The sequence below is a fragment of the Tistrella arctica genome, from assembly GCF_039630945.1.
GTDB classification, from domain to species: Bacteria; Pseudomonadota; Alphaproteobacteria; order Tistrellales; family Tistrellaceae; genus Tistrella; species Tistrella bauzanensis.
In genome coordinates, this window is record NZ_JBBKTV010000001.1 from 486,631 (window position 1) to 501,193 (window position 14,563).

At 68.1% G+C, this 14,563-nt stretch carries 12 protein-coding genes; 8 read left to right on the forward strand and 4 right to left on the reverse strand.

The genetic code is table 11. The features are described 5' to 3' along the window. The first annotated feature begins 6 nt into the window (after positions 1 to 6). Positions 7 to 1,542, forward strand: a complete 1,536-nt coding sequence (pdxR, locus tag WG924_RS02160) for a MocR-like pyridoxine biosynthesis transcription factor PdxR (protein ID WP_345931277.1) — start codon at positions 7 to 9, stop codon at positions 1,540 to 1,542. A 36-nt stretch (positions 1,543 to 1,578) separates the two neighbouring features. Here the strand turns inward: pdxR and WG924_RS02165 are convergent, their stop codons facing one another. Next, positions 1,579 to 3,492 (reverse strand): ABC-F family ATP-binding cassette domain-containing protein, encoded by a 1,914-nt coding sequence (locus tag WG924_RS02165; RefSeq protein ID WP_345931278.1) that lies wholly within the window; start codon positions 3,490 to 3,492, stop codon positions 1,579 to 1,581. Positions 3,493 to 3,769: 277 nt separating this feature from the next. On the opposite strand from WG924_RS02165, the gene ndk reads away from it, so the two are divergent. Next, positions 3,770 to 4,192 (forward strand): nucleoside-diphosphate kinase, encoded by a 423-nt coding sequence (gene ndk, locus WG924_RS02170; protein WP_345931279.1) that lies wholly within the window; start codon positions 3,770 to 3,772, stop codon positions 4,190 to 4,192. 129 nt (positions 4,193 to 4,321) lie between these two features. On the opposite strand, the gene purN is transcribed toward ndk, so the two are convergent. Together purN and purM are read right to left on the reverse strand one after the other, a co-directional pair. Beyond that, the gene (purN, locus tag WG924_RS02175) at positions 4,322 to 4,987 is read right to left on the reverse strand and encodes a phosphoribosylglycinamide formyltransferase (RefSeq protein ID WP_345931281.1); all 666 of its coding nucleotides are present in this window, start codon (positions 4,985 to 4,987) and stop codon (positions 4,322 to 4,324) included. Continuing rightward, the gene (gene purM / locus WG924_RS02180) at positions 4,960 to 6,087 is read right to left on the reverse strand and encodes a phosphoribosylformylglycinamidine cyclo-ligase (protein WP_345931283.1); all 1,128 of its coding nucleotides are present in this window, start codon (positions 6,085 to 6,087) and stop codon (positions 4,960 to 4,962) included. Before purM ends, purN begins: the two co-directional genes overlap by 28 nt. 312 nt (positions 6,088 to 6,399) lie before the next feature. Here purM and WG924_RS02185 point away from each other — a divergent pair, with 312 nt between their 5' ends. The 5 genes from WG924_RS02185 to WG924_RS02205 are packed head-to-tail and all read left to right on the forward strand — an operon-like array spanning position 6,400 to position 11,002. Continuing rightward, positions 6,400 to 7,656 (forward strand): DUF2066 domain-containing protein, encoded by a 1,257-nt coding sequence (locus tag WG924_RS02185; RefSeq protein ID WP_345931285.1) that lies wholly within the window; start codon positions 6,400 to 6,402, stop codon positions 7,654 to 7,656. A gap of 7 nt (positions 7,657 to 7,663) precedes the next feature. Then, positions 7,664 to 8,272, forward strand: coding sequence for a CDP-alcohol phosphatidyltransferase family protein (locus WG924_RS02190; protein WP_345931287.1), 609 nt, complete (start codon positions 7,664 to 7,666; stop codon positions 8,270 to 8,272). A gap of 11 nt (positions 8,273 to 8,283) precedes the next feature. Then, complete coding sequence (locus WG924_RS02195) at positions 8,284 to 9,414, forward strand: AI-2E family transporter (RefSeq protein WP_345931289.1); 1,131 nt, start codon at positions 8,284 to 8,286, stop codon at positions 9,412 to 9,414. Continuing rightward, positions 9,411 to 10,175: an HdaA/DnaA family protein gene (locus WG924_RS02200; protein ID WP_345931291.1), complete on the forward strand. Its 765-nt coding sequence runs from the start codon at positions 9,411 to 9,413 to the stop codon at positions 10,173 to 10,175. The genes WG924_RS02195 and WG924_RS02200 overlap by 4 nt, the downstream gene beginning before the upstream one ends. Then, positions 10,172 to 11,002, forward strand: coding sequence for a VOC family protein (locus WG924_RS02205; RefSeq protein WP_345931293.1), 831 nt, complete (start codon positions 10,172 to 10,174; stop codon positions 11,000 to 11,002). Before WG924_RS02200 ends, WG924_RS02205 begins: the two co-directional genes overlap by 4 nt. A 66-nt stretch (positions 11,003 to 11,068) precedes the next feature. Here WG924_RS02205 and rnd read toward each other — a convergent pair whose 3' ends face one another. Continuing rightward, entirely contained in the window at positions 11,069 to 12,370 is a 1,302-nt protein-coding gene (rnd, locus tag WG924_RS02210) for a ribonuclease D (RefSeq protein WP_345931295.1), read from the reverse strand. A 278-nt stretch (positions 12,371 to 12,648) separates the two neighbouring features. Between rnd and aspS the strand changes: the two genes are divergently transcribed. Then, positions 12,649 to 14,472, forward strand: coding sequence for an aspartate--tRNA ligase (aspS, locus tag WG924_RS02215; protein ID WP_345931297.1), 1,824 nt, complete (start codon positions 12,649 to 12,651; stop codon positions 14,470 to 14,472). The last annotated feature ends 91 nt before the right edge of the window (positions 14,473 to 14,563 follow it).

The window sequence follows — 14,563 nt, forward strand, 5'->3', positions numbered from 1 at the left end:
CTATGAATGGACCAATCTTCGAAAACGCATGAGACCGACCTCGCTGCCGACCTCGCTGCCGACCTCGCTGCCCTGCTTCCCCATTGGCCGGATCGGTCCTCCAGCCTGCGCGACCCGCTGGCCGCCGGCGTGGGGCAGGGGTTGTATGGCGCGTTGCGCGACGCGATTCTGGCCGGCCGTCTGGCACCGGGCGCGCGTCTGCCGGCCAGCCGCAGTCTTGCCGCGGCCCTTGGTGTCGCCCGGGGCACAGTTGTCGGCGCCTATGAGCAACTGGTGGCGGAAGGCTATCTGACCGCGCGCATCGGCGATGGGACCAGGGTCTCGGCCGATCTGCCCGATTCCCAGTTGGCGTTGTCACCGCCCCGCTCCGCCATGTCGTCGGCACCCCCGGCACCGGCATCGGCAGTTGCACCGGCAGCGGGGATGCCGGCGGGCTGGCCGCCGCCGGTCTTTGCCGAAGGCATCGGCGCGCTTGATCAGTTTCCGTTGGCGGCATGGAACCGGGCGCTCGTCCATGGCATGAAAGCTGGCGGGACCGACGCCCTGGCGGTTGCCGATCCCGCCGGTGCGCTGGTTCTGCGCCAGGCCGTTGCCGCACATCTGGTGGCGACGCGGGCGGTGATCGCGACCCCCGCGCGGGTGCTGATCACAGCAGGTGCCCAGCAGGCACTGGATCTTGCCTGCCGGATGGTCATCGGTCGTGACGAACCGGTCTGGGTGGAAGACCCGGGCTATCGCGGCATCAGGACCGCCTTGGGCCTGATCGGCGCGCGGCCGGTGCCGGTGCCGCTGGATGCCGACGGCTTCGACCCCGATGCGGCCGAGGCGATGGCGCCCGCGGCCCGCAGTTGCATTCTGACGCCCTCGCATCAATACCCGTTGGGGATGACCCTGCCGCTGGCCCGCAGGCTGCGGCTGATCGACCGTGCGGCGGCACAGGGCGGCTGGATCATCGAGGATGATTACGACAGCGAGTTCCGCTATGCCGGGCGGCCGATCCCGTCGCTCCAGGGCCTGGACGGCCATGGGCGCACGATCTATATCGGCAGCTTTTCCAAGGTTCTGGCGCCGGGTATTCGCCTTGGGTATCTGGTGGTGCCGGAGGGGCATGTCGCTCGTTTCGCCGAGGGGCTGCGCGCGCTGGGGCCGCCATCGGCCCTGGTGCTGCAACCGGCCCTGGCCCGTTTCATGACCGATGGCCATCTGGGCCGCCATGTCCGACGGATGCGCGCACTTTATACGCGGCGGCGCGCAGCGGTGATCGAGGCCATCGAGCGCCGGGTCATCGCCCCGCAGCCAGGGCGCGGCATGGCCATCAGCGCCGGCGCCGGCGGCATGTCGCTGGTGCTGCACCTGCCCGCCGGCACCGATGATGTTGCCCTGGCGGCGGCGATGGCCCGCGCCGGTATGCGTGGTTCGGCGCTGGCGCCGCATTTTCTGTCGGATGCGCGGCGCCGGCCCGGGCTGATTCTGGGGTTCGCGGCCCTGCCCGAGCGCGCAGCCGATGCGGCGGTGGCACGGCTCGCGCGTCTGATCGGCTGACAGTCGCGGGCCGACGGGATGTCGGCCGATCAGCGGTCAGGCGTCGGCCATCGCGTCGCTTTCGGCGCGTTCATAGGTATCGAGGGCGGCCAGCCAGCGTTCCTCGGCGGCGGCGAGCTTGCTGTCCACCTGGCCCTTCTCACGCGTGGCGCGTGCCACATCGGCCGGGGGGCCGTCATAGAAGGTCGGGTCGGCCAGCAGGGCCGCCAGCCGGTCGCGTTCCCGGGTCAGGCGTTCGACCTCATTCTCCGCCTTACTGATCAGGTTCTTGAGCGGCTTCAGTTTTTCGCGACGCTCAGCCGCGGCGCGGCGCTGATCGCGCTTATTGGCCTTGGCCTCGGCATCGGTGGCGGCACCGCCACGATCCGGCGCCACGCGCGCGGTTTCAAGCAGCAGCTTACGATAGTCGTCGAGGTCGCCTTCATAGGGCTTGCAGCGGCCATCGGCGACCAGCCACAACCGTTCGGCCGCCAGTTCCACCATCCGTCGGTCATGGGCGATGAACACCACGGCGCCGGTGTATTCGTTCACCGCCTCGATCAGCGCGTCGCGCGCCTCGATGTCCAGATGGTTGGTCGGCTCGTCCAGCAGCAGCAGGTGCGGTGCATCGCGGGTGACCAGCGCGAACAGCAGCCGCGCCTTCTCGCCGCCCGACAACTGCTCCACCGCCGTGTCGCCACGCGCCTGGGCCAGACCGAAGCGGCCGAGCTGTGCGCGAACCTTGGCATCATGAACGCCCGGCATCACCCGTTTCATGTGCTGAAACGCCGTGTCGCCGGCGATCAGCTCATCGGTCTGGTGCTGAGCGAAATAGCCGATCCGCAGCTTCGACGGCCGCACCATGCGTCCATGGCGGGGCTCCAGCCGCCCGGCCAGCAGCTTCATCAGTGTCGACTTGCCGTTGCCGTTGGCGCCAAGCAGGGCGATGCGGTCGTCCTGATCGATGCGCAGATTGATGCCGCGCAGCACCGGCGGCGCGTCGCCATAGCCCAATGTGACATCGTCGATCGCGAGCAGTGGCGGGGCCAGTGTTTCCGGTGAGGGAAACGAGAACGCCACCTCATAGGCGCGCGGCGGGGCATCGGCCGATCCCAGCCGCTCCAGCGCCTTCACCCGGCTCTGCGCCTGGGCGGCCTTGGTCGCCTTGGCGCGGAAGCGGTCGATGAAGGCCTGCAGCTTCTTGCGTTCCGCCTCCACCCGCACGACCGCCTTGGCGGCATGCTCGCGGCGTTCCGCCCGCTGGCGCAGGAACTGGTCGAAATTGCCGCGATAGGCCACCAGCTTGCCGCCATCGACATGGGCGATGCGGTCGGTGACGGCATTCAGCAGATCGCGATCATGGCTGACCACGATCAGCGTGCCGGGATAGGTCGCCAGATGGCTTTCCAGCCACATCGTGGCTTCGAGATCCAGATGGTTGGTGGGCTCGTCCAGCAGCAGCACATCGGCATTGGCGAACAACGTCCGGGCCAGAGCGATCCGCATCCGCCAGCCGCCTGAGAAGCTGGAGCAGGCCGAGGCCTGCATGGCCTCGTTGAAGCCCAGGCCCGACAGGATGCGGGCGGCCCGCGACGGCTCGGCATGGGCGCCGATCTCCGCCAGACGCGCATGGATCTCGGCCTGCGCCATGCCGTCATGCGCCTCTTCGGCGACGACCAGCCTGGCCAGCAGCTCCGACCGTTCCGGCAGCGCGCCCAGAACATGCTCGACCGCGCTGTCGGTGCCGCCGGGCGCCTCCTGGGCGACCGATGCCATGCGGGCGCCGGGGCGCAGCACGATCGATCCGGCATCCGGACTGATCTCGCCACGGATCAGGCGCAGCAGCGTCGATTTGCCAGCACCGTTCGGGCCGACAAGACCAAGCTTCTGGCCCTCGGAGATGGCAAGTGTCGCACCCTCGAACAGCGGGCGACCCTCGATGCGATAGACGAGATCATTGATGTGCAGCATGCGCGATCACATAGCATGGCGGAGAGCCTCTGTCACGAGCCTGCAGAGGCCTTATGTTGCATTGCGACAGGGGCGTCACGGAGCGGTGGTTGCCGCGCGGCCGGGAAACCGCTATAAGCCCGCTCGATCGCGGCTTTTCAATCCCCGCCGGCTCCGAACGGGCCCAAGTCCCGAACGAGTGTGACGGGGAGGAACCGCGGAGACCCGTCGGCGCAGCCCGCCCGTCATCGACCGGCCGCGCCGTTTCCTCCTGCATCGTAGAAACGAGTTCGAGACAATGGCCACCGAGCGCACCCTGTCGATCATCAAGCCCGACGCCACCCGCCGCAACCTGACCGGCCAGATCAACGCCCGCTTCGAGGGCCGCGGTCTGCGCATCGTGGCGCAGAAGCGCCTGCAACTGACCAAGGCGCAGGCCGAGGGCTTCTATGCCGTGCATGCCGAGCGCCCCTTCTTCAACGATCTGGTCAGCTTCATGATCTCGGGTCCGGTGGTCGTGCAGGTGCTGGAAGGCGAGAACGCGGTTGCCGCCAATCGCGAGATCATGGGCGCCACCAACCCGGCCAATGCCGCCGAGGGCACCATCCGCAAGGATTTCGCCGAGTCGATCGAGGCGAATTCGGTGCACGGTTCGGATTCGGCCGAGAACGCCGCCAACGAGATCGCCTATTTCTTCGCGCAGACCGAAATCGTCGGCTGATCGGCCTCGCGCCGGTTTCAGTGCCGATATGAAGGGGGGCCGTCCGGTAATGTTCCGGACGGCCCCCCTTTCTTTGGTCTGTCTTCTTTGGTCTGTGGTGGGTTCGTTCCATGGCGCCGGCGTGCCGTGTCAGCCGATCGCCGGCGGCGAGATCAGCACCGCGTTCACCGCCACGGCCGGGCCTGAATACCGGGTGCGGCCATCATCGCCAAGGCTGACATGGCCGGCTGCCGCCCAACGCAGCGCCGCCGGATAGATGCGGTGCTCCGCCGTATGGATGCGGCGCGCCAGGCTGGCCGCATCGTCAGTCGGCTGAACCGGTACCGCCGCCTGAATGACGATCGGCCCGGCATCCATTTCCGGCACGACATAATGGACCGTCACGCCGGTGACCCGCACACCGGCGGCCAGCGCGTCATCGATCGCATGGGCCCCCTTGAAGGCGGGCAGGAGCGAGGGATGGATGTTGAGCATCCGGCCGGTCCAGGCCTCGACGAAGGGCGCGGTCAGGATGCGCATGAAGCCTGCAAGGCAGACAAGTTCGATGCCGCGGGCGCGCAGCGCCGCGTCGAGCGCCGCGTCGAAACCGGCGCGGTCGTGGAAGTGCTTGTGCTCGATGACGATCGCCTCGATGCCGGCGGCCGCCGCCCGATCCAGCCCCTTGACACCCGGCCGGTTCGAGATCACCAGCCGGATGCGGGCAGGGTGGTCGGGGTCGGCCGCGACCGCGTCGATCAATGCCTGAAGATTGCTGCCCGATCCTGAAATCAGGACGGCGACGTCACGCTTGGCCATGCGGTCTCCATATGATCGATCACGACCAGGGCGTCGCCCGTGGCGCGCGGTGCCAGCCGCCCGATGATGCCGGCGGTCTCGCCCGCGGCGGCAAGTCCGGCGATCACCGCATCGGCATCGGCGGCCGCGACCACCACGATCATGCCGATGCCGCAATTGAAGGTACGGGCCAGTTCATGGCCGGTCAGGCCACCGGTCGCGGCCAGCCAGCCGAAGACCGGCGGCAGGGTCCAGGCGGTGGCGTCCAGATCGGCGCCGACGCCATCCGGCAGCACGCGCGGAATGTTCTCAAGCAGGCCGCCGCCGGTGATGTGGGCCAGCGCCTTCACGCGGCCGGCGCGGATTTCCGGCATCAGCGCCTTGACATAGATCCGGGTCGGCGTCAGCAGCGCCTCGCCGAGACTTGCGGCCGTGGTCTCGAACGGTGCCGGGGCTGCATAGTCGAAGCCGCCATCGGCGACCAGCTTGCGGACCAGGGAATAGCCGTTCGAATGCACGCCGGACGACGCCATGCCGATGACCACGTCACCGGCGCCGACATCGGCGCGCGGCAGCAGGGTGCCGCGTTCGGCGGCACCCACCGAGAAGCCGGCCAGATCGTAATCGCTGCCGGCATACAGCCCTGGCATCTCGGCGGTCTCGCCGCCCACCAGCGCGCAGCCGGCCTGGGCGCAGCCTTCGGCGATGCCCTCGACCACGGCGGCGGCCAGCGGCACCGACAGCTTGCCGGTCGCGAAGTAATCCAGGAAGAACAGCGGCTCGGCGCCCTGGACCACCAGATCGTTGACGCACATGGCGACCAGATCGATGCCGATCGTATCGTGACGGCCAGCCGCTTCGGCGACCTTCAGCTTGGTGCCGACGCCGTCGGTGGACGATACCAGGATCGGATCGGTGAAGCCGGCGGCTTTCAGGTCGAACAATGCGCCGAAGCCGCCGATGCCGCCGGCGACGCCGGCGCGTTTCGTGCGGGCGGCGGCGGGCTTGATCCGGTCGACCAGCACATTGCCCGCGTCGATGTCGACGCCGGCGTCGCGATAGCGGTCGCGGGCTTCCGGGGCCGCGGCGGCGGCGGGGTCTGCGGTGCGGTCGTCGCTCATCGAAGGCATCGCCTCTGGTGCGGGGCCCGGGATCCGGTGTCACGCGTCGGGGGCGCATGAAGGCGGCCGCCGTCGATGTCGTGAAGCGGATTTCCGGGCGAGATGGTTTTCAGCGCGCCGGCTCTCGACTAGAGTTGCCGTCGAATGAACGGCGGGCGGCCCGGCGGGCGGTCCGGCGCGGTGAACATACTGCAACGATCGGCGTTTGCAATGCTAGCAATGCAGCCAGGCCACGCTGTCCGCGGCCGCTCGACCATCAACCCCCCGGCCAGCCCTGCCGCATCCCTTGTCCGGCGGGCCTTGCAGGGCGTCATGGCCGTGACCCTTGCCCTGATCATGATCGGGGTTCTGGCGGCACAGCCGGCCCTGGCCCAGGGCCGGAACAACGAGATCTATACCCAGGATGATGTCGCCGTCGATGAGACCGCGGCCAATGCCAATGCGGCGCGGGAAAAGGCGCTGGATGTCGGCCAGAGCCGCGCGCTCGACCGTCTGCTCCGCGGCATGACCGATCCGCGCGACCACGACCGCCTGCCCAGGCCCGGCAACGAGCAGTTGCTGCGGCTGGTGCGGTCGATCGATGTGGCGAACGAGGCGGTGGCGCCGCAGCGCTATCGGGCCACCCTGACCGTGCGGTTCGATGCCGAAGGTGTGCGCGGGCTGCTGCGCAATGCCGGCATTGCCTTCGCCGCGGCGGATAAGGGCCTGTCGCTGGTGGTGCCGGTGTTGCGCTATGACGGCGGCAGCTTCTGGGACGATGGCTGGTGGCGTGGCGCATGGGAGACGGCGGTCGGTCGCGGCGGTCTGATCCCGATGCTGGTGCCGTTGGGTGATCTGGCCGACCGGCAGGCCTTGCCGGCCGATGGCGGCGCACTGTCAGATCCGGCGGCCCAGGATGCGCTGGCTGCCAGATACGACGCCGAGGCGGTGTGGATTGCCGAGGGACGCGTGGCCGGCGGCCAGCTCGAAGGCCGGCTGACGGGAACCGACGGCACGGTTCTCACCGCCACCGCACCCGTCGCAGGGGAGGGCGGCGAGAAGGCTGCGGCCGACACGGTGGTCACGCAGCTGCTCGATCAGGCCCGCAGCGGCTGGCGCTCGACCAATCTGGTCGATTACAGCCGCCGCGAATCGCTGGATGCCGTGGTTCGGTTCGGCAATCTGTCGGTCTGGGCCGAAATCCGCCGGCGCCTGTCGGCTCTGGCGATGATCGAGGCGGTCGAGGAACGGTTGCTGTCGAACAAGGGCGCCGAGATCAGCATCCGGTACTATGGTGACCGCGATGGTCTTCAGGCGGCTCTGACCCGGCAGAATCTGGCCCTGATGCCGCTTGGCACCGATTGGGAACTGGTCGACCGCGTCCGCAACCCGGTGGGTGCGAGCGGCATGCCGGTCGGGTCGGTGGCACCAGGAACCGCGGCGCCGGCCTCGGTGGCGCCGGCCGGTCAGCCGGCGGCACCGATCGGTCGAGGGCTGCCGGTCGGTGCGGCGACGGGCCAGACACCGCCGGCCGGACAGGCGGCGCCCGTCGGCTCGGTGCCGCCGCGCGCGACCGGCTCCGGCGGCTGAGACCGCGATGGCCGGCGGGTTGCGCCAGCTTCCCAATCTGATCACCACCGCACGGATCCTGACCGTGCCGGTCATCGTCTGGCTGGTGCTGCGCGACTTCATGGCCGAAGCTTTCTGGCTGTTTCTGATCGCCGGCGTGTCCGACGGGATCGATGGCTGGATCGCCCGGCGGTTCGACGCCCGCACCCGGCTTGGCACCTGGCTGGACCCGCTGGCCGACAAACTGCTGATCGTCGGCACCTTCGTGGCCCTCGGCTGGCAGAACTGGCTGCCGGTATGGCTGGTGATGGCGGTGGTGTTTCGTGACCTGATGATCGTGGGTGGTGTGATGCTGGGGCAGACCGTGGGGCAGCCCTTTGCCATCAGCCCCTCGAAGGCCAGCAAGGTCAACACGGCGGCACAGATCGCGATGGCACTGGCCGTGCTGGCCATGGCGGCGGCGTTTCTGCCCGGTGACGCGGCGTTGAACCAGAGGCACTGGCAGACAGTTATCGATCTGCTGATGGTGGTCGTGGCCGCGACCACCGCATTATCCGGCACGGGCTATCTGGTGCGCTGGTTGCGCCATGCCGGACGACATGATGACACGCCCGGCGACCAACCGCCCGGCGCCTGAAGGGACGGAGCATGAGCCGAAGCGCGCGTACGCTGTTCTGGGCGATTTTCGTGGTGGTGCTGGTCGGCAGCCTGTGGCTGCTGGGCGGTGTGCTGCTGCCATTCGTGGCCGGGCTGCTGGTTGCCTATTTCCTGGACCCGCTGGTCGATCGCGTCGAGACCTTGGGGTTGGGCCGGATGGCGGCCACCTGGGTGGTGACCATTGTCTTCTTCGGCGCCCTGGTGGTCGGGCTGGCGGTACTGGCCCCCTATGTTCAAAGCCGGATCGGCGACTTCATCGACCGTCTGCCTGAATATGTGAAGCTGGTGCGCGAGGAGGTGCTGCCGCAACTGGACCTTCTGTGGCGTCGTCTGCCGCCGGAGGTGGCCGAACGCATCCAGGGCATGTTCGCCACGGCCGAGGGCGAGGGGTCGCGCGCCGCCGGCATGATCGCCAGCGTGCTCACCGGGCTGATGAATTCGGTGATGTCGATCGCCAACATCGTGTCGCTGATGCTGATCACGCCGGTCGTCAGCTTCTACCTGCTGCGCGACTGGGATACCATGACCGCCCGCATCGATGGCTGGGTGCCGGTGGCTGGCCGCGATGTGGTGCGGCGTCTGGCCAAGGACATGGATCGCGGCATCGCCGGCCTGGTGCGTGGCCAGACATTGCTGTGCCTGATTCTGGGAACCTGGTATTCGCTGGGGCTGGTGGTGATCGGGCTGGATCTGGCCGTGCCGATCGGAATGGCGGCGGGCATCCTGTCCTTTGTGCCGTTCGTCGGCTTCATCAGCGGTTTTGCGCTGTCGGTGGGCTTCGCGCTGCTGCAGTTCGGCACCGACTGGCATGTCATCGCCGCCGGCGCCATCTTTCTGGCCGGGCAGGGGATCGAGACCCTGCTGCAGCCGCCGCTGGTCGGCAATCGCGTGGGGCTGCATCCGGTCTGGATCATCTTCGCCCTGATGGTGGGCGGCGCGCTGTTCGGCCTTGTGGGCGTTCTGGTGGCGCTTCCGGCGGCGGTGTGTGTGGCGGTTCTGGTGCGCTATGCGCTGGAGCGGTATCTTGCCAGTGCGCTCTATGATCCACGCCCGGCCATCGACCAGTCCATGGTCGACGGCACCGTCATCGATGCGACCCGCAGCCCGGAGACCGGCCATTGATCCGACGCCCCGCCCAACTGCCGCTGGACCTGACGCTCCGTCCGGCATTGGGGCGGGAGGATTTCCTGGTGGCGCCGTCCAACGCCGACGCCGTGGCATGGCTGGACCGCTGGCCGGCATGGCCCGGGCCGGCACTGGCCATTCACGGACCGGCGGGCTGCGGCAAGACCCATCTGGCGCGGGTGTGGCAGGCGGTGAGCAGCGCCGTGGAGGTCACGCCTGCGCAACTGACCGCCGATACCGCGCCATCCGACCTGCTGAACGATGCGCGCGCTGTGCTGGTCGAGGATGTGGGCGAGGCAACCGGCGTCGACGAGGCGGCACTGTTCCACCTCTATAATCATCTTGCGGCCATCGGCGGCACCCTGCTGCTGACCGGCGTCGAGCCGCCGGCCCGCTGGCCACTGGTGCTGCCGGATCTGGCATCGCGGCTGCGGGCCGCACCGGCGGTACGGGTGGGGCCGCCCGACGATGCCCTGCTGATGGCGCTGCTGGTGAAGTTGTTCGCCGACCGGCAGCTTCGGGTCGGCGAGGATGTCATCCGCTGGCTGGCGGTGCATATGGAGCGGTCATTCGATGCCGCACGCCGTCTGGTGGATGCGATCGACCAGACGGCGCTGGCCGAGCACCGACCGGTGACGGTGGCGCTGGCCCGCGGCATTCTGGATCATCAAACGGCTGATGCCGGGTCGCCCCCGGCGCCGGCGTCCGGCAGTCGTCACGATCAGGCGGGGCCTCACGACGAGGTGGAGCCAGGATGATCACCGGTCTTGCCCATGTCGAGATCGTGGCCATCGATCTTGACGCCGCCACAAGCCTTTACGCGGCGCTCTTCGACCGGGCCCCGATCATCGCGACAGCGGCGCTGACCTGCTTTCAGGTCGGCCGGCTGGTGGTCAGGCTGATGCCCGGCCGCGGCGACACCCCCGACGGATTGTCGGCAGTGGGCTTTGCCGTCGACGACCTGTCGCGGGCGGCGGTGCTGGCCGAACGGCGCGGGCTTGCGATCGACCACGCCATGGCGACCGAAAACGGCCTGCTGCGGCTGTCGCCCTCGGCTGCCGGAGGGCTGGCCGTGCATCTGGTGCAGACAGAGCATCTGGGGCAGACAGAAGTTGGCGCCCCGACCGACGCGACTAATGACCGGCCTGGCATTGATCGGGCCGGCGGCGAACCGGGGGCGGTCATCGGCCTGGACCATGTCGTTATCCGCACCACCGACGTCACCCACGCGGTGGCCGTGCTGGGTGGCAGGCTGGGGCTCGACCTCAGGCTTGACCGGACCAATCCGGCCTGGCGCGCGCGGATGCTGTTCTTCCGCTGCGGCGACAGCGTCGTCGAGGTCGTTCAATCGATGGCAGGGGCGGCGGATCCGCCCGCCGATATTCAGATCAACCCGCCATCGCCACATCAGCTCTGGGGGTTGTGCTGGCGCGTGGCCGATGCTCGGGCGGCGCATGGCCGCCTGGCTGCCGCGGGCATTGCCGGGGATGCGCCTCGCCGGGGGCGCCGGCCGGCCACGCAGGTCTTTACCCTGGCCGAACCGCCAGCCGGCGTCGCGACACTGATCCTGTCAGTCGACGCCTGATCTGGCGATGTTCGATCTGGATGTGAAGCCCTGAACCGGCCGTGTCATGATGTGGCGGTCAGGGTGTCAATCGGCGGCGATGTCGGCGGATATCGTGCCGGCGTCATCGGTGCCATCGGCCGGGCCGTCGCCGGCATCGGTGGTGTCGCCATCCTTGCGCAGCTTGCGCTTGCGCCGCTTGCGGCGGGTCGATTGCAGCACGGCTTCCTCGCCCGACAGCGACAGCACCGCGATCGACCGCCCCCGGGCACCAAGGGCGACCTCGCCCGACAGCAGCCGCAGCGCATCTTCGCCGAACACCTCGTGGCGCCAGCCCTTCAGGGCGGCGATGGGGGCGGTGGGGCCGTCGATCGCCAGCGTTTCCAGGTCGTCCTGCGAGGCGATCAGCGTGCGGGCGACGCCGTGCTCCTCGCTCTTCATCTTCAGCAGAACCTTCAGCAGCTCGATCAGCGGCCCAAGGCCTCGCGGCAGATCACGCGGCGGCTCCCGGTCGGGCAGGTCGCCCTTGGGCTCGACCAGGGCGCGGGCGATGCAGGACAGCACCTCTTCGCCACCGGCGCCCTCGGCCGCCCATTTCGGCAGGCCGCGAACCCGCTTCAGGTCATCGAGCGTCTTCGGCTGGCTGGAGGCCATCTCCAGCAGCGTCTCGTCCTTGGTGATGAAGGTGCGGGGCACGTTGCGCGACTGCGCCTGACGCTCGCGCCAGGCGCCAAGTTCACGCACCAGTCCCAGAAAGCGCCGGTCGAGGCTGCGGGTCCGGATGCGCTCCCAGGCCACGTCGGGCTTGGTCTCATAGGTTTCGGCGGCGTTCAGCGTCGCCATTTCCTCGTCGAGCCATTCCTCGCGGCCGCTGTCTTCCAGAAGCCTGGCCAGCTTCTCGTACACAGTGCGCAGATGGGTGACGTCGGCCAGGGCATAGGTCGCCTGCTTTTCCGTCAGCGGGCGCCGCGACCAGTCGGTGAAGCGGGATGACTTGTCGATGCTGGCCCGGGCCAGCTTGTTCACCAGTGTTTCATAACCGACGCTTTCGCCGAAGCCGCAGACCATCGCGGCCACCTGGGTGTCGAACATCGGCGTCGGCACCGCGCCGAACAGCAGCAGGAAGATCTCCACATCCTGGCGGGCGGCATGGAACACCTTCAGCACCGAGGGGTCGGCCAGCAGCTCGCCCAGCGGCGCCAGGTCTATGCCCTCGGCCAGCGGATCGACCGCGGCGGCCCGGCTGGCGCCGGCAAGCTGCACCAGGCACAGCTTGGGCCAGTAGGTCTTCTCGCGCATGAATTCGGTGTCGACGGTGACGAAGGGTTCGGCCTTCAATTCGTCAACAAGCTGCCTGAGCGATTGGGTGTCGGTGATGATCTCGGTCATGATCTCGTCTATAGCACGATTGATCGCCCGCCCGCCACGTCGGACAGACGTCACGTCACGTTATATGTCGGGCATATCTGCGGCCGGATCTGCCGGCCGGCGGCAGCGGATGGTGGCTCTGGCATATGGCGGCATCTGCGGGGCAGCTTGACAAGCCGGCTTTATCCGTGCGTTGTTCCGGTCCAGTCCTGTGTGCGGCCCTGCCGTCCGCAGGTTTTGGCGCGTGGCGGAATTGCCACCGCTGTCGACCCGCCCGCTGACGGAACAGGCCCGATCCGATGCATGCCTATCGCTCGCATACCTGCAATGAACTGACGCTTGCCCATGAGGGCCAGACCGTCCGGCTTTCGGGCTGGGTGCATCGCAAGCGCGATCACGGCAATCTGCTGTTCATCGATCTGCGCGACCATTTCGGATTGACCCAGATCGTGGTCGATGTCGACAGCGCCGCCTTCAAGGTCGCCGAAGAGCTGAAGAACGAAAGCGTGATCACGGCCACCGGCCGGGTCGTCGCCCGTTCGGCCGACACGGTCAACGCCAATATGGCGACCGGCGGGATCGAGGTCCGGGTCGAGGATCTGCTGCTTCAGTCGGCGGCCGATCCGCTGCCGTTGCAGGTCAACAGCGACCGCGACTTCCCGGAAGAGACCCGGCTGCGCTATCGCTATCTGGATCTGCGCCGCGAGCATGTGCACAAGAACATCGTGTTGCGCTCGCAGGTGATTTCGTCGCTGCGCCGGCGGATGACCGATGGCGGGTTCATGGAATTCCAGACCCCGATCCTGACCGCATCGAGCCCGGAGGGCGCGCGCGACTTCCTGGTGCCGAGCCGCCTTCATCCCGGCACCTTCTATGCGCTGCCGCAGGCGCCGCAGCAGTTCAAGCAGCTTCTGATGGTGGCGGGCTTCGACCGTTATTTCCAGATCGCGCCCTGCTTCCGCGACGAGGACGCCCGCGCCGACCGCAGCCCCGGCGAGTTCTACCAGCTTGATATCGAGATGTCGTTCGTGACCCAGGAAGACGTCTTCCAGGCGATCGAGCCGGTGCTGCGCGGGGTGTTCGAGGAATTCGGTGGCGATCGCCGGGTGCCGGACGGGCCGTTCCCGCGGATTCCGTTCGCGGAATCGATGCTGAAATATGGCTCCGACAAGCCGGACCTGCGCATTCCGATCGAAATCGCCGATGTCTCGGAGATCTTCCGGGGCTCAGGCTTCGCGGTGTTCGCCAAGTCGGTCGAGGCCGGCAAGGTGGTGCGCGCGGTGCCGGTGAAGGGCGTGGGCGACCGGCCCCGCAGCTTCTTCGACAAGATGAACGATTGGGCGCGCGACCAGGGCGCGCCGGGCATGGGCTGGATTGCCTTCGAGAATGGCGGCGGCAAGGGACCGATCGCCAAGAATCTCGGCGAGGAGCGGCTGGGTCAGTTGAAGGCGCGGCTTGGCGTCGGCGATGGCGATGGCGTGTTCTTCGCCATGGATGTGGCCGACAAGGCCGCAAAGCTTGCCGGTGCCGCCCGCCTGAAGCTGGGCGCCGATCTGGGCCTGATCGATCCCAAGGTCTTCAAGCTGTGCTGGATCGTCGATTTCCCGATGTTCGAGTTCGACGAGAAGCTCGGCCAGATCGTGTTCAGCCATAACCCGTTCTCGATGCCCCAGGGTGGGCTTGAGGCGCTGAACACCAAAGATCCGCTTGAGATCAACGCCTTCCAGTACGATATCGTCTGCAATGGTGTCGAGCTGTCGTCGGGCGCCATCCGAAATCATCTGCCCGAGATCATGTACCGCGCCTTCGAGATCGCGGGCTATGGCCCCGAGGTCGTGGAGGACAAGTTCGGCGGCATGCTGAACGCCTTCCGTTTCGGCGCGCCGCCGCATGGCGGCATCGCCCCGGGCGTCGACCGCATCGTGATGCTGCTGGCCGACGTGCCGAACATCCGCGAGGTCGTGGCCTTCCCGATGAACCAGCAGGCGCAGGATCCGATGATGAACGCGCCGCACGAGGCGTCGGCGGAGCAGCTGAAGGAACTGCATCTGCGCGTGGTGCTGCCGCCCAAGGTGGTGAAGGCCGAAAGGCCTGCCGCCGGCGAGACCACTGCCGAGGCCTGATCGAGCAGGGGGCGGCGACGCCCCCTGACATACCCGCTCCATCACCAGAACGCACGGCAGGCAGCCGTCCCGGCGGGCTTGCCAAACCGTT

Bases quoted from the DNA above. Each gene is read 5' to 3' on its own strand.
- pdxR (WP_345931277.1), top strand. From the start codon at position 7: ATGGACCAATCTTCGAAAACGCATGAGACCGACCTCGCTGCCGACCTC.
- WG924_RS02165 (WP_345931278.1), bottom strand. From the start codon at position 3,492: ATGCTGCACATCAATGATCTCGTCTATCGCATCGAGGGTCGCCCGCTG.
- ndk (WP_345931279.1), top strand. From the start codon at position 3,770: ATGGCCACCGAGCGCACCCTGTCGATCATCAAGCCCGACGCCACCCGC.
- purN (WP_345931281.1), bottom strand. From the start codon at position 4,987: ATGGCCAAGCGTGACGTCGCCGTCCTGATTTCAGGATCGGGCAGCAAT.
- purM (WP_345931283.1), bottom strand. From the start codon at position 6,087: ATGAGCGACGACCGCACCGCAGACCCCGCCGCCGCCGCGGCCCCGGAA.
- WG924_RS02185 (WP_345931285.1), top strand. From the start codon at position 6,400: ATGGCCGTGACCCTTGCCCTGATCATGATCGGGGTTCTGGCGGCACAG.
- WG924_RS02190 (WP_345931287.1), top strand. From the start codon at position 7,664: ATGGCCGGCGGGTTGCGCCAGCTTCCCAATCTGATCACCACCGCACGG.
- WG924_RS02195 (WP_345931289.1), top strand. From the start codon at position 8,284: ATGAGCCGAAGCGCGCGTACGCTGTTCTGGGCGATTTTCGTGGTGGTG.
- WG924_RS02205 (WP_345931293.1), top strand. From the start codon at position 10,172: ATGATCACCGGTCTTGCCCATGTCGAGATCGTGGCCATCGATCTTGAC.
- rnd (WP_345931295.1), bottom strand. From the start codon at position 12,370: ATGACCGAGATCATCACCGACACCCAATCGCTCAGGCAGCTTGTTGAC.
- aspS (WP_345931297.1), top strand. From the start codon at position 12,649: ATGCATGCCTATCGCTCGCATACCTGCAATGAACTGACGCTTGCCCAT.